This is a genomic window from Clostridium sp. YIM B02506, assembly GCF_022324845.1.
GTDB lineage: Bacteria > Bacillota > Clostridia > Clostridiales > Clostridiaceae > Clostridium_T > Clostridium_T intestinale.
The window spans coordinates 70,968-94,376 of sequence record NZ_JAKGTG010000009.1; the positions used below are offsets into that span (position 1 = coordinate 70,968).

At 28.9% G+C, this 23,409-nt stretch carries 23 protein-coding genes and 1 other annotated feature; of the genes, 20 read left to right on the forward strand and 3 right to left on the reverse strand.

Features of this window, described 5'->3' with window-relative positions:
- Nucleotides 1–24: 24 nt before the first annotated feature.
- A complete protein-coding gene (locus L1S49_RS09220; RefSeq protein WP_238903796.1) occupies nt 25–807 on the reverse strand; it encodes a DUF2225 domain-containing protein in 783 nt (260 codons plus the stop codon).
- 111 nt (nt 808–918) lie between these two features.
- Here L1S49_RS09220 and L1S49_RS09225 point away from each other — a divergent pair, with 111 nt between their 5' ends.
- From L1S49_RS09225 to L1S49_RS09245, 5 genes are all read left to right on the forward strand, one after another.
- The gene (locus L1S49_RS09225) at nt 919–1,716 is read left to right on the forward strand and encodes a GTP pyrophosphokinase family protein (RefSeq protein WP_073020672.1); all 798 of its coding nucleotides are present in this window, start codon (nt 919–921) and stop codon (nt 1,714–1,716) included.
- 137 nt (nt 1,717–1,853) lie between these two features.
- A complete protein-coding gene (locus tag L1S49_RS09230) occupies nt 1,854–2,630 on the forward strand; it encodes a hypothetical protein (protein WP_238903798.1) in 777 nt (258 codons plus the stop codon).
- A gap of 21 nt (nt 2,631–2,651) precedes the next feature.
- Nucleotides 2,652–3,770 carry an AAA family ATPase gene (locus tag L1S49_RS09235; RefSeq protein ID WP_238903800.1) on the forward strand — a complete coding sequence of 373 codons (1,119 nt, stop codon included), beginning with the start codon at nt 2,652–2,654 and terminating at the stop codon, nt 3,768–3,770.
- 13 nt (nt 3,771–3,783) lie between these two features.
- Nucleotides 3,784–5,118: a VWA-like domain-containing protein gene (locus tag L1S49_RS09240; RefSeq protein WP_238903802.1), complete on the forward strand. Its 1,335-nt coding sequence runs from the start codon at nt 3,784–3,786 to the stop codon at nt 5,116–5,118.
- A 185-nt stretch (nt 5,119–5,303) separates the two neighbouring features.
- A complete protein-coding gene (locus L1S49_RS09245) occupies nt 5,304–5,954 on the forward strand; it encodes a hypothetical protein (protein WP_238903804.1) in 651 nt (216 codons plus the stop codon).
- A gap of 55 nt (nt 5,955–6,009) precedes the next feature.
- Here the strand turns inward: L1S49_RS09245 and L1S49_RS09250 are convergent, their stop codons facing one another.
- A complete protein-coding gene (locus L1S49_RS09250) occupies nt 6,010–6,339 on the reverse strand; it encodes a HesB-like protein (RefSeq protein ID WP_021803125.1) in 330 nt (109 codons plus the stop codon).
- A 208-nt stretch (nt 6,340–6,547) separates the two neighbouring features.
- Between L1S49_RS09250 and L1S49_RS09255 the strand changes: the two genes are divergently transcribed.
- Together L1S49_RS09255 and aroD are read left to right on the forward strand one after the other, a co-directional pair.
- A complete protein-coding gene (locus L1S49_RS09255; protein ID WP_238903806.1) occupies nt 6,548–7,282 on the forward strand; it encodes a hypothetical protein in 735 nt (244 codons plus the stop codon).
- Between the two features lie 47 nt (nt 7,283–7,329).
- Nucleotides 7,330–8,094, forward strand: coding sequence for a type I 3-dehydroquinate dehydratase (aroD, locus tag L1S49_RS09260; protein WP_238903808.1), 765 nt, complete (start codon nt 7,330–7,332; stop codon nt 8,092–8,094).
- Between the two features lie 40 nt (nt 8,095–8,134).
- On the opposite strand, the gene leuS is transcribed toward aroD, so the two are convergent.
- Nucleotides 8,135–10,585, reverse strand: coding sequence for a leucine--tRNA ligase (gene leuS, locus L1S49_RS09265; protein WP_238903811.1), 2,451 nt, complete (start codon nt 10,583–10,585; stop codon nt 8,135–8,137).
- Nucleotides 10,586–10,646: 61 nt separating this feature from the next.
- Nucleotides 10,647–10,855: a binding site (T-box leader), on the reverse strand.
- A gap of 126 nt (nt 10,856–10,981) precedes the next feature.
- Here leuS and L1S49_RS09270 point away from each other — a divergent pair.
- From L1S49_RS09270 to aroF, 13 genes are all read left to right on the forward strand, one after another.
- Entirely contained in the window at nt 10,982–11,344 is a 363-nt protein-coding gene (locus tag L1S49_RS09270) for a YccF domain-containing protein (RefSeq protein WP_238903812.1), read from the forward strand.
- 755 nt (nt 11,345–12,099) lie between these two features.
- Nucleotides 12,100–12,795 (forward strand): response regulator transcription factor, encoded by a 696-nt coding sequence (locus L1S49_RS09275; RefSeq protein ID WP_238903814.1) that lies wholly within the window; start codon nt 12,100–12,102, stop codon nt 12,793–12,795.
- Nucleotides 12,770–15,043 (forward strand): HAMP domain-containing sensor histidine kinase, encoded by a 2,274-nt coding sequence (locus tag L1S49_RS09280; protein ID WP_238903816.1) that lies wholly within the window; start codon nt 12,770–12,772, stop codon nt 15,041–15,043. The genes L1S49_RS09275 and L1S49_RS09280 overlap by 26 nt, the downstream gene beginning before the upstream one ends.
- Nucleotides 15,044–15,226: 183 nt before the next feature.
- On the forward strand, nt 15,227–15,769 hold the full coding sequence (locus L1S49_RS09285) for an NADH peroxidase (protein ID WP_238903818.1): 543 nt from the start codon (nt 15,227–15,229) through the stop codon (nt 15,767–15,769).
- 165 nt (nt 15,770–15,934) lie between these two features.
- On the forward strand, nt 15,935–16,216 hold the full coding sequence (locus L1S49_RS09290) for a metalloregulator ArsR/SmtB family transcription factor (protein WP_021803117.1): 282 nt from the start codon (nt 15,935–15,937) through the stop codon (nt 16,214–16,216).
- A 70-nt stretch (nt 16,217–16,286) separates the two neighbouring features.
- Nucleotides 16,287–18,695: an endopeptidase La gene (gene lon / locus L1S49_RS09295; protein ID WP_238903820.1), complete on the forward strand. Its 2,409-nt coding sequence runs from the start codon at nt 16,287–16,289 to the stop codon at nt 18,693–18,695.
- A 285-nt stretch (nt 18,696–18,980) separates the two neighbouring features.
- Nucleotides 18,981–19,133 (forward strand): hypothetical protein, encoded by a 153-nt coding sequence (locus L1S49_RS09300; RefSeq protein WP_156337861.1) that lies wholly within the window; start codon nt 18,981–18,983, stop codon nt 19,131–19,133.
- 19 nt (nt 19,134–19,152) lie between these two features.
- On the forward strand, nt 19,153–19,788 hold the full coding sequence (locus tag L1S49_RS09305; protein WP_238903822.1) for an accessory gene regulator B family protein: 636 nt from the start codon (nt 19,153–19,155) through the stop codon (nt 19,786–19,788).
- Complete coding sequence (locus tag L1S49_RS09310; protein ID WP_181602648.1) at nt 19,760–19,924, forward strand: cyclic lactone autoinducer peptide; 165 nt, start codon at nt 19,760–19,762, stop codon at nt 19,922–19,924. The genes L1S49_RS09305 and L1S49_RS09310 overlap by 29 nt, the downstream gene beginning before the upstream one ends.
- 68 nt (nt 19,925–19,992) lie before the next feature.
- Nucleotides 19,993–21,303, forward strand: a complete 1,311-nt coding sequence (locus L1S49_RS09315) for a sensor histidine kinase (protein WP_238903824.1) — start codon at nt 19,993–19,995, stop codon at nt 21,301–21,303.
- A 12-nt stretch (nt 21,304–21,315) separates the two neighbouring features.
- On the forward strand, nt 21,316–22,032 hold the full coding sequence (locus tag L1S49_RS09320; RefSeq protein ID WP_021803115.1) for a LytTR family DNA-binding domain-containing protein: 717 nt from the start codon (nt 21,316–21,318) through the stop codon (nt 22,030–22,032).
- A 128-nt stretch (nt 22,033–22,160) separates the two neighbouring features.
- Nucleotides 22,161–22,283, forward strand: a complete 123-nt coding sequence (locus tag L1S49_RS23200) for a hypothetical protein (RefSeq protein WP_275299559.1) — start codon at nt 22,161–22,163, stop codon at nt 22,281–22,283.
- Between the two features lie 105 nt (nt 22,284–22,388).
- The gene (gene aroF / locus L1S49_RS09325; protein WP_021803114.1) at nt 22,389–23,405 is read left to right on the forward strand and encodes a 3-deoxy-7-phosphoheptulonate synthase; all 1,017 of its coding nucleotides are present in this window, start codon (nt 22,389–22,391) and stop codon (nt 23,403–23,405) included.
- The last annotated feature ends 4 nt before the right edge of the window (nt 23,406–23,409 follow it).

Consider the following 23,409-nt stretch of genomic DNA (forward strand, 5'->3'; position numbering starts at 1 on the left):
CCTCCTAAGTTTTATTTGATAATATTATTTGTTTTTATAATCTTTTATAAGATCTTTACAATCTCTTGCAAGATCTTTAACTTTTTGAGGAACTCCAGGGGTCGTAATAACGCTAGAGAACCATCTTAATGCCTCATCATAATTACCAACTCTTCTATTTAATTCACCAATTAAATACATTATACTATATCTATGCATACCATATATAGGGAAATCCTCATTACTATATGCTTCGTTAAAACCATTCAAAGCTTGAGATAAAAATGAAATCTCGTTGTCAGTATCTTCTAGGAGCCTGTACATCCAAGCTGTTTTCAAACAAATCATTGCTTTAGTACTATTTTTTGCTTCCATGAATATAGCGTTAACTAAGGCTAATTTGAATCTCTCTATAGCTACTTTCTCATCAAAAACTTCAGGATATTCTCTTCCTTTCCATTTTGGAGTAATTGAGGATAATATAATTTCCTTTTGAAAAGCCTTTATTTTAGGAAAATCAGCTTTCATGGCAGTATATCCACAACTATTACAAACCCATACATCATATAGATAGGGGTTAATTACATCATAATGAATAAATAAGTCAGAATCTTGTCCCCTCATTCTAGGGGAATTAACTTTAACAGATTTAACCTTGAAAGAAGCACTACAAACAGGACAATCTACTTGTTTATCAAATATATGACTCATAGGGTCCAATTCTTTCTTCTCAACTATAGTCTGTTTTTGCTTTTTTTCTTCATATACTTTTAAACCGTTTAAATTATCGAATCCCAGATTCTCTAATCCGGAAAAAATGTTACCCATTGTCAACACCTCTGTAAAATTGTATTAATATCATTATATCATAAATTTTAATTATCAGAAGTACTTTATTTTGGTATAATAAATATAGATTTAAGGAGTAGGTGAGACAATATGGCGATAAATGACTGGAAAAAATTTCTGATACCCTATGAGCAGGCAGTAGAGGAATTAAAGATAAAACTAAAAAGTATTAGAAAAGAATATAGAAAGAGAAAAGAATACTCACCAATAGAATTTGTGACAGGAAGAGTGAAAGAAGTTAGCTCTATGTTAGAAAAGGCTAATAAATTTGAAATTCCTTTAGATAGATTGCAGTATGAGTTAGAAGATATTGCAGGAGTAAGGATAATGTGTCAGTTTGTTGACGATATAGATAGAGTGGTAGAAATATTAAGAAAAAGAAGAGATATGCAAATTTTATATGAAAAAGATTATGTGAGAAATGTTAAAAGTTCAGGATATAGGAGCTATCACATGATAATAAAATACCCAGTTAATATGGCGGACGGACAAAAAGAAATTTTAGCAGAATTTCAAATAAGAACTTTGGCTATGAACTTTTGGGCAACTATAGAACATTCCTTAAATTATAAGTATAAACATCAAAAACCACAGGAAATAATGTCAAAATTGAAAAGTGCAGCCGATGCAGCCTTCAGACTAGATGAAGAAATGCTTTTAATAAAAGATGAAATAAAAGATGCTCAAAAATTATTCGAAGTTAAGTCTGATGTAATATCCAGCATAATGAATAATATATTAACATTAATGGGATTAGGTAGAATAGCTGAAGCTAGCAGATTTCAAAATTCTCTTAATAAATTATTAGAAGAGGGAGAAATGTGGGAATTTAACAACTTACTGTTTTTAATTCAGCGAGAAATCGAAAAATATAAAGAATCTAGATAAAGGAAACTTCAAATAATAGAAGTTTCCTTTTTGATAATTATTATTAAGTAATAGATAAAATCTTTTTAGTGGTATATAATTATATTAAGAAAAAAGTTATTTTATATTATTAACATAGAGATTGAAGGGAAGTAAAAATGGAGAAATATGATTTGGAAATAAAAATTAAGGATAATCCTATTTATATTAGAGAAATAGATAATCCTAGTGAAGATATTAAAATATTGGCAGTAAGAAAAAATGGAACAGTTATAAAATATATAAAAGAACCTTCAGAAGCTGTTCAAATAGAGGCTATAAAAAACAACCCACTTTCTATAGAATATATAGAAAATCCAACTGAAGAGGCTTCAATAATAGCTGTTAAAAGCTTATGGAATGCATTAAAGCTTATAAAGTATCCAACAGAAACAATACTTAGAGCTGCTATACAAACTAAGGGGTGGGCAATTCAGTTTGTAAATAATCCTAAAGAAGAACTTCAAATATTAGCTGTAGAAAATGATTATGATGCAATAAAATATATAAAAAAACCAACTGAAAATGTGGTGTTAAAAGCCATAGAGAACTACTGGGGGGCTATTAGGTTTGTTGATAATCCATCAATGGAAAGCAAGAAAAAGGCTATATCATTAAATGAAGAAGCTATAAACTATATAAATTATACCTATGAAGAATTAGTTGAACTAATTGAAGTTAATATTAATGTAGTAAAGTACGTTTATAACGATATAAACATTGATTTAGTTGTAGATATACTAACCAAAAAGGTTAGGGAAAATAGTATAGATGAGAAATACTTAAAAGATTTCTTAAATCTAGAGGTTTTAGAAATGGACAAAATAAATTTTATAAATAATTTTGGTAGTAAGACAGCAAGAAAAATCTTAGTTGATTATAAACTTTCAATTTAGCTTAAGAAAGGACGAAAAAAATTGAATTTTAGAGAAGCATTAAAAACAGTGGAATTAATTATAGAGGCCAAAGATGTACCACTACTAATTGGAGAAAGTGGAATAGGAAAAACATCATTAATAAAAGAATTAGCAAATAATAAAAATTGTGAATTAGTTACTATAGATGCAAATTTATTAAAGGAGGGAGAAATAGGAGGATTACCAACTGTAGAAAAAAGAGAATTTTTAGTGAAGGGAATTTCTAAGAGTAGAAAAGTAACTGAATACGCTACTCATTCAAAATTGATAGAGGTAGATAGTTATATAGAGCAAGGTAAACAAGTGGTGTTGTTTATAGATGAATTAAATAGATGCGAACATACAGTTCAACAGGAACTTATGAATTTAATATTAAATAGAGAAATAAATGGATATAACTTAAGTGAAGATGTTTATGTAATAGCGGCTATGAATCCATCTAACAAATATGATGATTATGAAGAAAGTGAATATCAAGTAATAGATATGGACCCAGCCCAAGAAGATAGATTTGTTTGGATCCAAATGGAATCAGAACTAAAAGAATGGGTAAGATGGGCTATGACAAAAGGGCAGATACATGAGCATATAATAGAGTTTATATCAACTTTTCCAGAATTTCTTCATACACCAAACTCTAAGGAGCATATAAAAGCTACCCCAAGAAGTTGGGAGAGGGTTTCTAAAGGCTATAAAGTATTTTTAAAGCATAAAGACTCTATGGCTAAAAATATATTTTTTAATTTGGTTAAAGGAAACGTGGGAGCTTCAATTGCTGGAGATTTTATAAACTTTTTAGACAATTTAAAGAATCCATTAATTAAACCAGAAGAGGTATTTAGAGAAAATATATTAGTATTTGATATTAAAGATAGAATCTCAAAGGAAAGTCATTCACGCCTATATATATTATCTAAAAATTGTTTGAATTATATTGAGTCATTATCTATAAGAGAAAAAGAGATATCTGTTTTTTCAGAGTTACTTGGTTTTTATCCAAAGGATTTAAGGCTAGGAATAATGAAAGAAATAAAAAGTGATTACTCAAAGGAACTTTATGACGAGATGCTTGAGAATGAAAACTTCCTAGATGCATTTTTTAATATCTATTCTAATTAATTGGGGTGATATTATGGATTTTGAAAAAAATAGTAAGGAATTATTGAAAGTATGTTATGAAATAGAATCTCAGAATGATTTTAAAGATTATCATAAAAGGAGATTTTGGGAACTAATAGAGTTTATAAATATAAGTCTTTTATCCAGCGAAGATAATTTCTTTGGACAATTTATGATTCAGATTAAGAGGGAGATTAATTTTAACATTACTTGGCCCATAGCAACGGAAGTTACGCTGGAAGGCTATAAAATGCATTTTAACCCATTTTTAATGCTTCCTTTATCTCTTAAGGAAATGGAAGCACTTATAAAACATGAGATATATCATATAATGTATAACCATTATGAAAGGGAGCGTAGTCTAAAAAACAAAGTATCTACCTTAGCTATAAATATAGCAATGGACTTATCTATAAATCAGTATATAAAAAATCTACCTGCATTTTGTAAGAAGCTTCATACAGTAAACATAGAGTATGATTTAGATTTAAAAGAAGATATGCCCATTGAAGTATATGCAGAAGAGATACAAAAGGCTATAGATAAAAGAAAAAATAAAAAGGTAATAAATAAAGATTCTAATATACAAAGGTCTATAGACTTAGAAAGAGCTCATGAGTTATGGGAAAGAGGAGAGTTAACCTTAGATAATATTAAAGATATAAAGAAAAGAACCTCTAAAAGTGCATATAAAGGGAAAGCGCCTAAGGATATTGAAAAAATGATTTTATCTTTTGATGAAAAAGAAGAAATAGATTGGAAATCTCATTTAAAAAGATTATTGAATACCTCTAAGATAGGTTATAAAAAAACCATAACTAGAAAAGATAGAAGGCAGCCTGATAGATTGGATATTAGAGGGGTGTTACCTAATAACATACAAGAAATATTAGTTGCTATAGATATATCTGCATCTATGAGTGATGGGGAAATAAAAAGCATAATGAAAGAAATATTAGCTTTATGCAGAAATAAGCTTGGAAGGATAAAAGTAATTGAATGTGATAACCAAATTAGGCGTGTTTATGAACTTAAATCTACTAAGGATATAAAACAAAGAATGAATAAAAGTGGAGCCACTCAATTTTCTCCAGTATTTAATTATATAAAAGAGAATAACTATAGAAATCATATATTGATATATTTTACAGATGGAGTAGGAGAAAAGGAATTAACAGTTAAACCTATAAACTATAAAACTATATGGGTTTTAACCTCAAAAGATAATCTTTCATTAGATAAAAACTATGGTGTAGTTACAAGATTAGAAAAGGTACAAGTTGAAGGATATGGTTATGATTATGGACTACAAGCAGTGAGAGATGCTATACATGATTGGGCAAGGTAAATAAAAGAAGCTATTACAGGAAGTGATAGCTTCTTTTATTATAAGGAAATTGTTAACAAAGAGTTTATGGTAATATTGTTAAGGAGATGCTATTATTTCTATAGGGAGATAATAATTATTGATGTCAATAATTGTAGAAAAATGAAAGATGGTGTGGTATAATTATCAAAATAGGGGGGGATTGAATGAGACAATTATCCGTAAAGAATTGTTTTTTTATTGTGGTCATAATTCTTGTGATAAGCTTTTCATTAAATATTTATTTTGCCTTAGATAATAAAAAGTATGAGAAAAAGATAGGCGAAAAATCCAATAATGAAATTTGTTCAATTAAAGATAAAAATGAGGCCAATCTTATAATGCTTGAGATGGTTACAGAAAAGGGAAGTATATCTAAAAAAGACATAACTAAGCTATACTCTAATTACAATGATATTTCAAAGAATTTATATACCTTACTTGAGGAATATAATGAGTATAAAGAGGATAGGACAATATTTAATAAGAAAGTTGTAGAGAGTAATGGATTAATTTTAGATGATATTTATGCAAAGGGAAATACATTTATTTTATATATAATGGAGAATAATGAAACACAAAGTGTAGAAGGTACAAAAGTGTTTAAACTTAATGAATCAGATAAGGTTAATTTTAAAATGTTATATAATCTATCATTAGAAATTCAAAAATACTTTGAAGATCTTACTGAAAAGTTTCCTATTAGTGGGAATGAATTTAAAAATGAAATTATAAATAACAAATTATGGATAGACATCTTAGATGATTTAAAGAAAATAAATGATAAATATAGTAGCTTTACTTTACCAGTAAAATAGAAATATAAAAAAGGAAGAAGTTCATTAAAATGAATTTCTTCCTTTTTAAATATTATTAGTGACATCCACCACAAGTTCCGCAACCGCTACTTTCAGATTCTATAACAGGTCTTAAACTTAATCCTCTTCCATCATTTTCATCAGTAGAAAGAATTATAAAACCTCCGAATTCATCTATAAGATTTTCTTCAGCAAAAAAAGTAATATCATTAACTTTTTCAACAACATCATTTTCTTTAGGTTCTTCAACTGATATATTAAAAGCAGGACCACTACATCCATAACCAGCAAGATTTACTCTTACGTTAAAATCAGTAATATCATTTTCACCTAAAAATCCTTTAAACTCAGTATATGCTTCTTCACTTAATATAAATTTATTCATCAACTTCACCTACTTATTTCAATTAATAATAATTATTAATTACATTATAGAATATTTTATAACAAACTTCAAGGGGGGATTTATAAAAAATATTTCTAAAAAATGTAAAACGTGTTATTATAGTAAAGAATGTATTTAATATAAGATCATTAATCATAATATATAAGATACAATTAATTGACATTATAGTTAGAATGGAAGTGATTATATGCTTTTTGATAGAGCATATTATATAGATAAAATAAGAGAGTATAATAAAAAAATCAAATGTGAAAAAATCAATAAATTTGAAGTTTCTAAAATCGACGGATTAAAAGGAATAATTCCTCATTATCTTTATGAATTAAATGAGGAGATAGAAGAACCTATAATAGAATTAAGCGATAATACTAAGACTTGGATGCGATTAACTCCATTAGAAATAGAAGGCTGCTATGAAAGTATAAAAAGAGCAAAAGGAACTGTTGGGGTAGTAGGATTAGGACTTGGATATTTTATTCAAGAGATATTAAAAAAGAAGGAAGTTAAAAATATAACTGTATATGAAACTTCAAAAGATGTTATAGAGATTTATAAACATAATTTTGGCGAAGATGATAAAATAGAAATAATACAAGAAGATGCTTTTAAAAGCCAATCAAGAAATTTTGATTTCTTTTTTGTTGATATTTATGAATATAAATTGACTTCTAAAATAGCTGAGGATTATAATTTTTTTAATGAACTTCATGATATAAAGGAATATTCTTTCTGGGGGGTTGAAAGGTTTCTGTTAAGTTGTACTATGGAGGATTTAATGCATTTATGTATTCCAGAAGAATGGATGGATATGGCAAGAGATTTATATGATAAATTTAATGATTCCTATTACTTTAACCAGTTTAAACCGCTAGACTATAAAGAGATAGAGAAATTATTAAATGCCTTTGAGCGAATATTATAAAATTATTGGAGAATAAGCTGTGGAGAACTATTGGGGGGATTAAGTAAATGGAGAAAGTAGTTAAAGTAAAAGATGTAGTGATTGGAGAAGGTTTACCTAAAATATGCGTTCCAATGGTTGGTGAAAGTCTTTCTGAGCTTTTAGAAGAAGCAAATTATCTAAAAGATTTAGATGTAGATATAGTTGAGTGGAGAGTAGATTTTTTTGAGCATGTTACTGATATAAAAAAAGTAAAACAAGCTTTAAAAGAAATTAGAGAAGTATTAAATTCTAAACCTATTATATTTACATTCCGTAGCAAAAAAGAAGGCGGAGAAAAAGAGATCAGCTCAGAATTTTATGTTGAATTAAATAAAACAGCAGCAGAAACAAAACTTATTGATATAATTGATGTTGAATTATTTAATGAAGAAAAAGATGTTAAAACATTAATTGAAGTAGCTCATTTAAATGATATAGCAGTTATAATATCGAATCATGATTTTGATAAAACTCCAGCTAAGGAAGAAATAATATCACGTCTAAATAAAGCTGATGAATTAGGAGGAGATATACCTAAAATAGCGGTTATGCCTAATTCTGTTGAAGATGTAATTACCTTATTAGATGCAACAAGAATAGTTAAAGAAAAGTATATTGAGGGTCCAATAATTACGATGTCTATGGCAGGAAAAGGTGTAATAAGTAGAGTTTCTGGAGAATTATTTGGATCAGCTTTAACTTTTGGAGCTGCTAAAAAGGTTTCTGCACCAGGACAAATCTCAGTAGTTGATTTACGCAATATAATAGAGGTACTTCATAAAAACCTATAATATGTGAAAAAGCAGTAAGGCGTACCCTACTGCTTTATCTTTATTTAACAACTATATTTACAAGTCTTCCTTTTATAACTATTACTTTAACAACATTTTTACCATCAATAGCGGCTACAACTTGTGGGTTAGCTAAAGCTTCAACTTTAATTTCTTCTTCAGCTAAACCAGAAGCAATATTTATCTTAGCTTTGATTTTACCATTAATTTGAATAGCTATTTCAATTTCGTCCTTAACTAAGGCTTTCGGATCAAATGTTGGCCATTTTTCGTTAAAGATAGAATAAGAATTACCAAGTAATGACCATTGTTCTTCAGCAAAGTGAGGAGCAAATGGTGCTAATAATTTTAAATAATCGTCTAAAGCTTCTTTTAAGAAGGATGCATTCATATCACTTTCTTGAGTGTACTTAGAAAGTGCATTTACAAATTCCATCATTCTAGCTATAGCTGTGTTAAATTGAAGTTTATCTGTATCTTCTGTTACTGATTTTATAGTATTATGTCTCCAGAAGTTTAATTCTTTTTCTGCTTTATCTAAAGTAGTTTTGGAATCTTTATTAGCTTCTATAAATTCTCTTGAAGTTTCTAGGACTCTTTCAATTCTTTCAACAAATCTATTTACAGATTTTATTCCATCATCGCTCCAAGCGCCACCTTCAGTATATGCAAAACCAAACATCAAGTACATTCTAAATACGTCTGCACCGTATTGTTTTATATAATCATCTGGAGATATAGTATTTCCTTTTGATTTACTCATTTTAAGGCCATCTGGTCCAAGTATAAGACCTTGATGAGTTAAGCTTAAGAATGGTTCATCAAAATTTATATATCCCATATCTCTTAAAGCTTTAGTAACAAATCTTGCATATAATAGATGCATACATGCATGCTCAGGTCCACCTACATATTTATCTACAGGAAGCATTTTGTTAATCATATCTGTATCAAATGCTTTTTCAGAATTATGAGCGTCTGCATATCTTAAATAATAGAAAGATGAGCAAACGAAAGTATCTAAAGTATCAGCTTCTCTTTTAGCTGCGCCACCACAACAAGGACAAGTCGTATTTATAAAATCCTCATTTTTAGCAAGTGGTGACTTTCCATCTGGAGCAAATTCTACATCATAAGGAAGCATAACAGGAAGATCTTTTTCAGGTACTGGAACAGTTCCACACTTTTCACAATGGATCATTGGAATAGGTGAACCCCAGTATCTTTGTCTAGATACTAACCAGTCTCTTAATCTGTAGTTAACTTTTTGTTCTCCAAGATTGTTTTTCTCTAGTTTCTTAACTAGCTTAACCTTAGCTTCTTCTGTTGTTAAACCATCAAACTCTTCTGAATTTACAAGCTTTCCATATTCACAATAAGGAAGTTCTTTAGAATCTCCATTTTTAGCTACGATTACTCTTTCTATAGGTAATTCAAACTTTGTAGCAAAAGCAAAATCTCTTTCATCATGAGCAGGAACAGCCATAACAGCTCCAGTACCATAAGTAGCTAAAACATAATCTCCAACCCATACAGGAACAGTTCTTCCGTTAATAGGATTTATGGCATATGAACCAGTAAATACACCAGTTTTTTCTCTAGAAATTGATTGTCTTTCTATATCAGATTGCTTTTTAGCAGCTTCTTTATAAGCTTCTACAGCTTCTTTTTGATCAGCTGTTGTGATTTCATCAACCAATGGATTTTCAGGAGCTAAAACTACATAAGTAACTCCAAATAAAGTATCAACTCTTGTAGTAAATACATCAAAGCTTAAATCTGAATCCTTCATATTGAAAGTAACTTGTGCACCAGTAGATTTTCCTATCCAGTGTTTTTGCATTGCTACTGTTTTTTCTGGCCAATCTAAGGTATCCAATTTTTCTAATAATTCATCAGCGTAATCAGTGATTTTTAAGAACCATTGAGTTAAGTCTTTTTTAGTTACCTCAGTTGAACATCTTTCACAGGCACCATCTACAACTTGCTCATTTGCAAGAACTGTATTACAAGATGGACACCAGTTAACAGGAGCCTTCTTTCTATAAGCTAATCCTTTTTCGTAAAGTTTTAAAAATAACCATTGAGTCCATTTATAATAATCAGGCTGGCAAGTTACAACTTCACTTTCCCAGTTAAACATAGCGCCCATAGCTTTAAGTTGCTTTTCCATAGTTTCTATGTTTTTTACAGTTGAATCCTTAGGATGTATTCCAGTTTTTATAGCATAGTTTTCTGCTGGAAGACCAAAAGCATCAAAGCCCATTGGTTGAAATACATTATATCCATTCATCTTTTTAAATCTAGCCCAGCTATCTACTGGTCCATAATTAAACCAATGCCCTGCATGAAGCTGACTTCCTGATGGATAAGAGAACATCTCAAGGACATATAACTTCTTATCTAAATTTTCTTTATCAAACTCATATAATTTTGTTTCTTCCCACTTATCTTGCCATTTCTTATCAATGGAAGTTCCGTAGTTTCCCATAGTATTTTCCTCCTTAAACAATAAAAAATAAAAAAATAAAAACCCATCATCTCATAAAAAATTAAGAGACGAAAGGTTAAGTTCCGCGGTACCACTCTTGTTGAAATAAAATTAATTATTTCCACTTGAAACTTTAACGCAGTTAACGTCTTTGCTTTTCACAAAGAAACTCCTAGACAAGTTCATATTTATTCATTACTGTTTTGCACCAAACAACAGCTCTCTAAATAAATGAAATAAAATATTACTACTTCTAATCAATGCTTTAAAATATTACATTATCGTTATTATATTCTATTACAGAATTTAAATCAAGAAATTCCTTTATAAAGATATTTAATAGCAAAAAGAATTAAAGGATAGTATAATATTAAAAATGAATACTGGAGGAGTAATATGAATTTTTTAGGAAATTTAGTTTGGATAATATTTGGGGGATTAATTCATAGTATAGGTTGGCTTCTAATAGGAGCATTGTGGTGTTTAACTATTATTGGGATACCTATAGGGGTTCAATGTTTTAAGATGGCATCTCTTCAGCTTGCACCTTTTGGAAAAGATATTGTGACTGTAGATAGTGGAGGAGTAAGTTTAATTGCAAACATATTTTGGTTAATATTCGGTGGACTAGAGCTTGCTATAGGAAATGTCATTTCAGGTGTAATAATGTGTGCAACTATTGTTGGAATTCCTTTTGGACTACAGTTTTTTAAAATGGCGTCATTAAGTTTAATGCCTTTTGGGAAAGAAATCAGATAATATTAATAAGGCTATTACAAATTTAATTTGTAATGGTCTTTTTGTTTTTAAGAGAGAATTGTTTTAAATAGTAAAACTAAACATTAGGCTAAAAGTTATATAATATTAGGTGGAAGAGGGGGCCCAACATGAGGCCCAAGACAAGGCCCAAGATAAGGTGATTATAGAAATAAAATCTGGGTTAAAGAGTAAAAGTATGAAGAAGCCAAGGGAAGAAGCTCCTACAGTATAGAAGTTAAAAGGAATTTAATGAGACTTGAGGAGAAGTCTCTACAGTGCAGAAGTTAGAAGGAATTTGATGGAGCTGCACTACTGTTTTGTAGAGACTGTCATTTAGTCTCGCTAGATTCCTTTAAGAAACGCTCCTACAGTGCAGAAGTGCACTTTGTTGCGGTAGACGCGCTTTTCAGCGTCAGTCTAATCATTAAGAGGAATTTATAAAGTTTAAAGAAATCTAATGGAGCTTGGGAAGAAGCTCCTACAAGTTAGAAGTGCAGAAACTCAGAAGATCAGAAATTTAGAAACGTAGAAATTTAGAAATTTTTCTAAGAAAATATGAAAAAATACTATTCTGTGAGTTTATTATTTCTAGCTCTAAGTGAGGATTTAATATAAATCTTTAAATTTAATAATTTGTAATGGAATCTTAAGAATTACAAGGGTAACTTTGTAATTTTTTTTATTTAACATTTTAATAGAGCTAAATCAGCAGGGGGTGTTATAATAATGCTAGGAATTTTAAGGGGGATGCTAGTATGGAAAAATACAATGTTTTAGTAGTTGACGATGAGGTTGAAATAACGGATGCAATACAAATATATTTAGAAAATGAAGGATATAAAGTATTTAAAGCTTACGATGGATTAGATGCTTTAGACACACTAAATTCTGTGGACATACATCTAATAATAATGGATATAATGATGCCAAAACTAGATGGAATGAGAGCAACTTTAAAAATAAGAGAAAATAAAAATATTCCTATAATAATGCTTTCAGCAAAATCAAGGGATACAGATAAAATTTTAGGACTTAACATGGGAGCAGATGATTATATTACAAAACCCTTTAATCCTCTAGAACTTATAGCTAGAGTTAAATCTCAATTAAGAAGATATGTGAACCTTGGAAACTATGGAGGAGAGTCAAAGGAAATCCTTAGAGTAGGAAGCTTATATCTTAATAAGGAGACTAAAGAGTTTAAAGTTGATGAAGAGGATGTAAAGATAACTCCATTAGAATTTAAAATTTTAACTTTACTTATGGACAACCCAGGACGAGTTTTTCCTATAGAAGAAATTTATGAAAGAGTATGGAATGAACCCTCTTATAATGCAGACACAGTTACAGTTCACATAAGAAGAATTAGAGAAAAAATAGAAATAAATCCGAAAGAACCAAGATATTTAAAGGTGGTGTGGGGAATTGGCTATAAAATTGAAAGGCAGTAGAAAAGTTGGGGTTATATGTATAATATTATTTATTTCTTCAATTTTAGTTGGTGGATATGCGATATTAGATATAAAATTTAATGGATATTACTTGGATAAAGATAACTATACAGAAACAATTGAATTCAAAAACATAATGTCAGAATACGTTGAAGCTGTAACTAAATCTTACATTAGATATGGGGAGTCAAAAAACAGCGATAAATTTAACGAAGTAACTGAAAATGATTTAAAAGCAAAAAGAACTGAGTATGAAGAAAAATATACACAAGGAAAGGCTAATTTAAATCAAGCTTTAAGCAATGGATACATTAGTGAAAATAGTTCAGATGAAAATTCTAGTAGTTATTACAGTCTTACAGATGTAGGTAATGTAAGCGGATATTTTGATGGATTAGATAAGTTAGAAGCAACATACAAAGTTGACGATGAAAACTTAAAAAAAGTAATATTAGATGAAAGAAGAGTTCAGTATAATTCCTATGAGAATTGTATAGAGCAGTATAAGAATCTTCAATATGTACTTTATGAAAACAATAATGTAGTTAAAACAAATGTTGAAAAAGAATATATAAATGATGATAATTTAAAAGAACTAATATATAGCTCAAAATCATATTTAATTTTAGATGGAACAAAACTTGGGAATTTATTTCAAAATGTTGAGGGAACATTTCCACCTGACTATTTTATATACAATACAAAGAGCTATGAAGATATAAAAAACTATAAATTAAAGTTCATGTTATTTGTTCCAAAAGATTTATATTATGATGATATGATTAAAATTTATTCTAATAAGTTCACAATGCAACATGATAAGTATAAGAAAGAATGTATTGTTATAGCAATTGCAGCGTTTATATCATTAATATCATTTGCATATATAATGAAGTTTAGAAAAAAAGTGTTTATAAGATATAATAATGACCATAAGGAAAAAATGACTTATAGATTGTATAAGAAATTATGGCTAGAGTTAAAACTTATATTAATTCCAATAGACGCATTAATACTATTTGTGCTTTTTGATAGTTTTGAATATATGATTCGTTACGGTTCACATGGAAATAAGTTACTGTATTTAATAGGGATTTTTATTTCTTATGTAATCAGCTTAGAAACCTATAAAACACTACTAAAAGAAATAGATAAAAAGGGATTAAAAAATGTTATAAAAGAAACAAGTTTATTATATAAATTTTATCTATTAATAAAAGAAACTTTTATTATAAGGAGTGTTGGAGTAAGAATTGCAGTATTTAGTGTAGCGACTATTGTATTTATATTTTTTACTGCATTAGCATTGCCCATGTTATTTGAAGGATATAGGGGCGTTTACTTTTTTCTATTTATGATAATTTATATATTTATTTATATATGCTCTATGGGGTATTTTGTTTTTAAATTTGTAGGAGGTTTTAACAAAATAGTCCTAGGTGCTCATAAGATATCTCAAGGAGATCTTAATTATCAAATTGAAGGTAGTTCTATAGCTGTTTTAGATGTATTAGCTAAAGACATAAACAATATGAGAAGTGGGCTTGGAAATGCCATTCAAAATGAAGTTAAAAGTGAAAGAATGAAAACGGAGCTTATAACTAATGTTTCTCATGATTTAAAAACACCATTGACTTCTATAATAAATTATGTGGACTTAATTAAAAAAGGTGATTTTACTAAGGAAGAGATTGAGGATTATATTAAGATAATAGATAGAAAATCTCAAAGACTTAAAGTTTTAATTGAGGATTTATTTGAAGCATCAAGTGCAGCTTCAGGTGAAATGGAGCTAAATATAGAAAAGCTAGATATTGTAGCTTTACTTAAACAATCTATTGCTGAGTTTGAGGAAAAAATAAAAATTAGCAAGTTAGATTTTAGAATAAATATACCTAATGAAAAAGTTTATGTTAAGGTTGATGGTAAGAGGACTTGGAGAATATTTGAAAACCAAATATCTAATATATTAAAGTATTCTTTAGATAATACAAGGGTATATATAAATCTTGAAGAAAGTGAAGATAGAATCATAATAATATTTAAAAATATATCTGCCTATGAAATTGACTTTAATGAGGATGAGATAACAGAAAGATTTAAAAGAGGGGATCAGTCGAGACATACTGAAGGATCGGGTCTTGGTCTTGCAATTTCAAAAGGTTTAACAGAACTTCAGGATGGCATATTTAAAATAAAAGTTGATGGAGATTTATTTAAAGTGGAAATTCAACTAAAAAAAGCATAGATATAAAACCGCTGCATATATAGTTATACAGCGGTTTCTTTATATATTTTATTATAAATCATGGAAAATAATTTGGAAAAAGTTTAAGAAAGTACTTTACAATAAATAATAATTGTTATAGAATAATAATTGTCGAAAATAAATAAGATGAAAATTAAAGTTATATAGAGGAGGATTTTTTTTATGAAAAAATTTGTTTGTACAGTATGTGGATATGTTCATACAGGAGATGAAGCTCCAGCAAAATGCCCAGTTTGTGGAGTTCCAGCTGAAAAGTTTATGGAGAAATCAGGAGATTTAGCTTTTGCAGATGAGCACGTAATAGGTGTAGCAAAAGGCGTAGATCCTAGAATAATAGAAGGATTACAAGCTAACTTTATGGGAGAATGTACAGAAGTTGGTATGTATTTAGCAATGTCTAGACAAGCTGATAGAGAAGGATATCCAGAAGTTGCTGAAGCATATAAGAGAATAGCTTTTGAAGAAGCTGAGCATGCAGCAAAATTCGCTGAATTATTAGGAGAAGTAGTTGATGCTGATACTAAAGCTAATCTTCAAGTAAGAGTAGATGCAGAGCATGGGGCTTGCCAAGGTAAAAAAGATTTAGCTACTTTAGCTAAACAATTAAACCTAGATGCTATACACGATACAGTTCATGAAATGTGTAAAGATGAAGCTAGACATGGAAAAGCATTTAAAGGATTATTAGATAGATATTTCAAATAAGATTTATAAGGGGTTATTGCAGAGTAATTTGTGATGACCTCTTTTTATTATTTATAAAATTCTGAAAAGAAAAATAAGTTACAGATAACTACAAGTATTGACAATGATTATTAGTTATGATACTATAGTTCTATAATTATAGAACTACAAGGTGAGGAAGTCTTTATGAAACTTGATGAAAATACTATACAACAAGCAGTTAAAGTTTATAAGGCTTTAGGAGAGCCTACAAGAATAAAAATAATTCAGATTTTATATAAGACTGAGGAATTAAGTTGTAATGAAATAGAATATAAAACTTGCATATGTGCTAAGTCAACTTTATCGCATCACATGAAGCAACTAGCAGATTGTGGACTTATTGAACTTCGCAAGGATGGTATATATCATTATTACAGCTTAAATAAAGAACTATTAAACAAATTTGTAACAATAATTTGGGAATAAAAATAAAAATTTTTTAATAAATAGTTCGATAAAAATAGAACTATCGAATAATTTAATGGAGATGATGAAAATGAAAGAATTAATTAATAATACAGCATTACCTATAATAGCAATCCCAAATACAGTTTTAATGCCAGGAAAATCAATAACATTAAAAGTTAATTCAGCAATAGGAAAACATATCACTAATAAAATGGAGAATGAGAATTTTTATGGTGTTGCATTAGCTATTAGAGAGGAATATGAAGGTGGAGATTTTTCTAGAGAAGATTTTTATACAGTTGGAACATTAGTAAAGCTAGAAGAAAGTAAAAAGATTAAAGATGGATATAATATAACTTTAGAGGTTATAGAAAGAGTAGAAGTTGAGGACTTTGTGTTAGAAGACAATAACTTCAAAGCTATTTATAACACTATACCTGATATAGAAGACCTGGACAAACAAAATCAAAAAGAAATCATGCAATACATGAGAAACCTAATTTCAGAAATAAGTAAAAATTTCAGAGGCTCTGAAACTTATGTGGAATATGTAAATAGCCTAGAGGATATTCAAGGAATAATAGCATATGTATTCCCATTTATGAACCTATCTTTTAGTGAGAAACAAGCTTTCTTAGAAATTCGTTCTTTAAGAAAAAAGAGTTTAAGATTTTTGGATATACTAATAGAGCAAAAAGAAACTATTCAATTCCAGATGGAGCTTGCTCAAAAATTTAATGATAAAGTTAATAAAAGCTATAGAGAAAACATGTTAAGACAGCAACTTAAAGCTATCCAAGAAGAGCTGAATGAAGGTTCAGAGGATAATGTTAAGAGTAAAAATAAAAAGAATTACAGAGAAAAAATAGAAGCTGCTAACATGCCAGAAGAAGTAAAAGAGATTGCTTTAAGTGAATTAGAGAAGTTTGAAAGACAAGGACCTAATAGCTCAGAAGCAAATGTTATTCAAACTTATCTTGATTTATTAGTTAGTCTTCCTTGGGAGAAGAATAAAGTTAAGGATATAGATATTGAAAAGGCTAGAGAGATACTTAACAGCAAGCATTATGGTCTTGATAAGGTTAAGGATAGAATAATACAGCACTTAAGCATATTGAAGCTAAAAGAAAACAAACAAGGATCTATATTACTTTTAGTAGGGCCTCCAGGAACAGGAAAGACAAGCCTTGGAAAAAGTATAGCTGAAGCCTTGGGAAGAAAATATGTCCGTATTAGTTTAGGTGGAATAAGAGATGAAGCAGAAATCAGAGGACATAGAAGAACTTATATAGGAGCTTTACCTGGTAGAATAATTCAAGGAATGAAAAAGGCAGGAGAAAAGAATCCAGTATTCATTTTAGATGAAATAGATAAGATGATGGTTTCAAATAGTGGTGATCCGGCAAGTGCTTTATTAGAAGTTTTAGATCCAGAGCAAAACAATACTTTTGCAGATCATTATTTAGAAGTACCATATGATTTATCAGATGTATTCTTTATAGCAACTGCTAATTCATTAAGAAGTATACCAGGACCACTAAGAGATCGTATGGAGATAATAGATATATCAAGCTATACAAGTAAAGAAAAGTTTTATATAGCAAAAGATCATTTATTACCAGCGGTTTTAGATGAAAATGGTCTAAACTCTAGTCAACTTCAAGTTGATGATGATGCTATGAAAGCCATAATAGATAATTATACAAGAGAAGCGGGAGTAAGAAGTTTAAAGAGACAATTATCTTCAGTTGCAAGAGTTTCAGCAGAAAAGATAGTTCTTAATAAGGTTGAACTTCCACATATAATAAAAGAAGACATGCTATTTGATGTTTTAGGTCATGAAATAGCTCGTTATGATAAGGTTAATCAAAAAAATGCTCCTGGTGTAGTTACAGGGTTAGCTTGGACACCAGTAGGCGGAGATATACTATTTATTGAAGGTGTATTTATGCCAGGTAATGGACAATTAATGTTAACTGGACAACTTGGAGATGTAATGAAGGAATCAGCAAGGATTTCACAAAGCTTAATTCGTTCAAGGTTTGCTTTAAATCTAAAGTATCTTGAATTAAATAAAAATGATTTACACATCCATGTTCCAGCAGGGGCTATACCTAAAGATGGTCCATCAGCAGGAGTAGCTTTATTTACAACTATAGCTTCATTGATTACAGGAATAGAAGTAGATCCAAAGTTAGCTATGACAGGTGAGATATCCTTAAGAGGAGCAGTTCTACCAGTTGGAGGGATCAAGGAAAAAGTAATAGCAGCACACCGTTCAGGTATAAAGAGAGTTATCTTACCAAAAGATAATGAGATGGATATAAAAGATGTTCCACAAGAAGTTAGAGAGGATTTAGAATTTATTCTGGTTGAAACAATAGAAGAAGTAATAAAAGAAACTATCGGAATAGAGCTTCCTAAAGTGGCAATGCTTCAGATTGCTGCTACAGAAGAAAAAAATAATGAGAATTTAAAGTTAATTAATGTTGATTAATAATATAAAAACAGAGACTTTACCGATTTTTGAGGTAAAGTCTCTGTTTGTTTTATCCTACATAAGTTATCTAGATATTAGATATTTCTACAAAATTATTAATGTAATAAACGTTCAATATTTAGTAATAATCGTAGAAATTTATGAAAATAAGTATGATTTTTACCTTTAAATTATGCATTGTTATATAAGTGTGAATATTATACATTTTCATGCTAATATTTATATTAAGATAAATGTTGTAAATTTATGGTGGATAATAATACTTTATAGAGGTGGGAAATTGTGAAAGATAGCATAGCATTATTTTTAGTATTTACTTTGCTATTGATTCCTTTAGTTTTATTAAGTGGTATAGAGTTTATAATAAAAATACTATTAATGACTGGAATTGCTGTATCATTAGGGGTTCAATATGCTTTAATAAGCAAAGATTAATTAAAGTTGTGGTGATTTTATGAAAACTATGAAAGTTAAAAGAAAAAACTATATTGAAGAAATATCTAATAGTTTAACTCAAGTTTTAAAAACTAGAAGTAGCAATCCTAATTTTAATGAAAATATAGTTAAATATGGAATAGAAATTGTTTTGATAAATTTTACAAAGAGCGCATTTATCATGGCTCTTGCAGCTATGTTAAATATATTTTGGATAATCCTTATAATAATGATAAGTTATGGAGCGTTAAGAAGATATGCTTATGGTGTACATGCTTCCACAAGCTTAGGATGTACATTAACTACTATAATATGCTTTTTTTCAGGAGCCTTTTTAAGTAGTTATGTACCAGAAAATAAGTTTATACTAGCAGGTATGTTTACTATTTCAATTATCAGTATTCTTGCCTTTTCCCCAGCAGATACAGAGGCAAGACCATTACTTGGAAAGAAAAAGAGAGACAAGTTAAAAAGAAAATCAATTTATGTGTGGCTAATTTCATTTGTTTTAGCTATATACTTAAAAGACTTTAGGATAGGTTTTTTAATAACCTATGGAAATCTGCTAGAGGCATTTATGATAATGCCAATAACCTATAAGGTGTTTAAAAGGAGGTATAAAAATTATGAGAGATATGAACAAGGGACTATTTGAAGAATTAAAGGATATGGTACTAGATGGGGTTGAGAAAGCATCTGTTAAGGTCGCAGAAAATTCTACTTCAAAGTGTATATTTTGGATGGCATATGAAACTAAAATGCCTGAAGAACTTTTAAAGGAAGAAGAATAGTAAATAATTGAAGTTATAGTACATATCTGCTAATATTAAATAAAAAGGCAACTAGTGGGGGAAGAGTTTTGTTTAATTTCATTATTGTAACAATAGCTTGTTTTTCTTTTATTTTTTCAGTATATAATATAGGCATTGTTGACGTAGATAAGAAAAAAATTGTAAAGAATTTTATAATTGTAGATCTTTTTATGATACCTATTGCAAATATTAATGTATCCTTAGGTATGCCAATAATGTTTTTAATAAGCTTTTTACTTCTGTATTTTGATAATAAGAGATTATTTTTGAATATTATTAATTGTATTTTTGCAACTATTATAGTTTTTATATCAGATGGTTTAGTAGCAAGTATAGCAATACCAATTATAGGCGAGGAATTCTATACGGCTATGGAAATTCCACGTTTTAAAATAATGGTACATATAGGAATGCTAGTAATAGTTATAATTATTACTCAAGTGGTTAGATTTCTAATTAGAAAGTTCAAAGTTAATCCAGAAAATATAAAAATAAAAAACAAAATGACTATATTAATGATAGTCAACATTTGTATAATAGCTATTACATATTACTTAAATGCCATTGTAGCCCAAACATATATGGCTAGGAATACAACAATGCTTATTTATGTTGCATTGATGATAGTTTATCTTATATCAATGTCAGTAATTACTTTTGTTGTAGCAAACAACATGAAAAAAGAAATACAATATGAAAATCGTAAAATAGAATTAGAAAACTTAAAGGAGTATAACTCCAATTTGGAAGCTATGTATAACGATATGAGAGGATTTAGACATGACTACACTAACATATTAACTGCAATGTCTGGATACATAGAAGAAAAAAATATAGAAGGTTTAGAGGAATTTTTTTATAAAAAAATCGTTCCTTTAAATAGCGAAATGAATAGAAAAAACAATAGAATAGGATTACTACAAAATATACATATCACAGAAATTAAGGGACTTATAGCATCAAAGGTCATAAGAGCTCAAGAGTTAGGAATAGATGTGTTGGTAGATATTGTAGAGCCAGTGGACAAGATTAATATGGATATAATAGATTTAAGCAGAACTATAGGTATATTATTAGATAATGCCATTGAAGCTGCTATTGAATGTGAAAAATCATGGATAAAATTAACTTTTATACAAAAAGAGAATTTTGTCCTTTTAGTTTTTATAAATTCATGTGTTGAAAGAACCCCACAAATATATCAGATATTTGAGAAAGGTTTTTCAACTAAAGGTGATAATAGAGGGTTAGGTTTATATAACTTAAAAGAAATAGTTAATAAATACCACACGATATCACTAGATACAAAGGTTGATAAAGGCGAATTTACTCAAGTTTTACAAATTTCTAATAGTTAAATAGGGGGAGTTATGCTAAATATATATGTTTGTGAAGATGACGAAAAGCAAAGAGATAGTTTTGCTAAATTTATTGATGACATAACTATAATAGAGAACTTAGATATGAAGTTAGCGTTAAGTACAGGTGATCCGTACGAGCTAATAGAATATGTTAAACAAAGCAAATACTCAGGTGTGTATTTTTTAGATGTAGATTTAAATTCTAATATAGATGGTATAAGATTGGCAGAAAAAATAAGAAAATATGATTCAAGAGGATTTGTTATATTTGTTACGACTCATGCAGAAATGAGCTATTTGACTTTTGTTTATAGAGTTGAAGCCTTAGATTATATTATAAAGGATGATTATTTAAATATAAAAAATAGAATACATCAATGTATTTTAGAAGCTCTTGATAAATATAGCAGAAGAAAAAAAGACAATGATGTTTTTACTATCAATACTGATGAAAGAATAATTAATGTTGAATATGATAAAATACTTTTTTTTGAAACTTCCAAGAAAATTCATAAAATTGTACTTCATGCTACAGATAGGCAAGTTGAATTTTATGGACAAATGAAGGATATAGAAGAGGACTTAGATGAAAATTTCATAAGAGTACATAAATCTTATTTAGTAAATAAAAAAAATATATCTGAGATAAATAAATTAAGCAGGAAAATAACTATGAAAAATGGGGAGCAGTGTATTATTTCTATAAAAGCGTTAAGAAAAATATAGAAATATTGAGAATATATAAAAAATTTAAATAAAAATTAATGAAAAAGTTTTCTCAGTATTGACATACTATTTTTATTAGTATACAATTTAGAAAAAGATTTTTACAGAAATTCACATAGGAGGTTAGTATGCTTAAAGGAGTTAATAGAATAGCAGGACAATTATTTGGATACTTTTACTTTAGCTGGGGCTTTTATTTTAGCGCTGGTTCATCGTTCTGCAATAAAATACTGTTAATTTCTAATGAGTAGAAATAACCTTAAAACCTTGTATCAAGAAATAATTATGTTGGAATAATAAGACTCATTAGATGAGTCTTATTTTTTTTATAAAAAATCATTAAGGGGGCAATTTATATGATAGTAATTTTAAAACCAAAAACAGCACAAGAGGAAGTAGAAAAATTATCAAAATCTATTGAAAGACTTGGGGTAGAAGTACATCCAGTTATAGGTAAGGACTTAATAATCTTAGGATTAATTGGTGATACCACTAAAATAGATGCAAGAAAAATAGAAGCTAATAAAAGTGTTGAAAGAGTAATGCATGTTCAAGAACCTTTCAAGAAAGCTAATAGATTATTTCATCCACAAAATTCTGAAGTTAAAATAACTGATGATATTTCCATTGGAGGAAAGAAGATAGCTTTGATAGCTGGACCATGTTCAGTAGAAAGTGAAGATCAAATTATAGGAATAGCTAAAAATGTTAAAGAATCAGGAGCAAGACTATTAAGAGGAGGAGCATTTAAGCCAAGAACTTCTCCATACAGCTTCCAAGGATTAGAGGCAGAAGGATTGGATCTATTAAAAATAGCTAAAAAAGAAACTGGTTTACCAATAGTTACTGAGTTAATGTCTGAGAAGTATTTAGAAAGATTTGTTGAAGATGTTGATATAATTCAAATCGGAGCTAGAAACATGCAAAACTTCGATTTATTAAAAGAATTAGGAAAAATTGATAAACCTATACTTTTAAAGCGAGGATTATCAGCAACTATCGAAGAACTTTTAATGTCAGCTGAATACATTATGGCTGGTGGTAATGAAAGAGTAATACTTTGTGAAAGAGGAATAAGAACTTTCGAAACTTACACAAGAAATACTTTAGATTTAAGTGCAGTACCTGCAATAAAGAGATTAAGCCATTTACCAGTAGTAATTGATCCAAGTCACGCAGCAGGGAAAAATTGGATGGTAGATCCTTTGTCAAAAGCAGCTGTAGCGGTTGGTGCTGATGGACTTATTATAGAGGTTCATAATGATCCAGCAAATGCTTTATGTGATGGACCTCAATCTATTAGACCAGAGGAATATGATAAATTAGTTAAAGAACTTTCTGTAATAGCTCAAGCTGTAGGAAGAGAAATATAATTAA

Bases quoted from the DNA above. Each gene is read 5' to 3' on its own strand.
- L1S49_RS09320 (WP_021803115.1), top strand. From the start codon at position 21,316: ATGCTAAATATATATGTTTGTGAAGATGACGAAAAGCAAAGAGATAGT.
- leuS (WP_238903811.1), bottom strand. From the start codon at position 10,585: ATGGGAAACTACGGAACTTCCATTGATAAGAAATGGCAAGATAAGTGG.
- aroF (WP_021803114.1), top strand. From the start codon at position 22,389: ATGATAGTAATTTTAAAACCAAAAACAGCACAAGAGGAAGTAGAAAAA.
- L1S49_RS09270 (WP_238903812.1), top strand. From the start codon at position 10,982: ATGAATTTTTTAGGAAATTTAGTTTGGATAATATTTGGGGGATTAATT.
- L1S49_RS09250 (WP_021803125.1), bottom strand. From the start codon at position 6,339: ATGAATAAATTTATATTAAGTGAAGAAGCATATACTGAGTTTAAAGGA.
- L1S49_RS09310 (WP_181602648.1), top strand. From the start codon at position 19,760: ATGAGAGATATGAACAAGGGACTATTTGAAGAATTAAAGGATATGGTA.
- L1S49_RS09240 (WP_238903802.1), top strand. From the start codon at position 3,784: ATGGATTTTGAAAAAAATAGTAAGGAATTATTGAAAGTATGTTATGAA.
- L1S49_RS09230 (WP_238903798.1), top strand. From the start codon at position 1,854: ATGGAGAAATATGATTTGGAAATAAAAATTAAGGATAATCCTATTTAT.
- L1S49_RS09220 (WP_238903796.1), bottom strand. From the start codon at position 807: ATGGGTAACATTTTTTCCGGATTAGAGAATCTGGGATTCGATAATTTA.
- L1S49_RS09290 (WP_021803117.1), top strand. From the start codon at position 15,935: ATGAAACTTGATGAAAATACTATACAACAAGCAGTTAAAGTTTATAAG.
- L1S49_RS09275 (WP_238903814.1), top strand. From the start codon at position 12,100: ATGGAAAAATACAATGTTTTAGTAGTTGACGATGAGGTTGAAATAACG.
- L1S49_RS09305 (WP_238903822.1), top strand. From the start codon at position 19,153: ATGAAAACTATGAAAGTTAAAAGAAAAAACTATATTGAAGAAATATCT.
- L1S49_RS09285 (WP_238903818.1), top strand. From the start codon at position 15,227: ATGAAAAAATTTGTTTGTACAGTATGTGGATATGTTCATACAGGAGAT.
- L1S49_RS09255 (WP_238903806.1), top strand. From the start codon at position 6,548: ATGCTTTTTGATAGAGCATATTATATAGATAAAATAAGAGAGTATAAT.
- L1S49_RS09225 (WP_073020672.1), top strand. From the start codon at position 919: ATGGCGATAAATGACTGGAAAAAATTTCTGATACCCTATGAGCAGGCA.
- L1S49_RS09245 (WP_238903804.1), top strand. From the start codon at position 5,304: ATGAGACAATTATCCGTAAAGAATTGTTTTTTTATTGTGGTCATAATT.
- L1S49_RS23200 (WP_275299559.1), top strand. From the start codon at position 22,161: ATGCTTAAAGGAGTTAATAGAATAGCAGGACAATTATTTGGATACTTT.
- aroD (WP_238903808.1), top strand. From the start codon at position 7,330: ATGGAGAAAGTAGTTAAAGTAAAAGATGTAGTGATTGGAGAAGGTTTA.
- lon (WP_238903820.1), top strand. From the start codon at position 16,287: ATGAAAGAATTAATTAATAATACAGCATTACCTATAATAGCAATCCCA.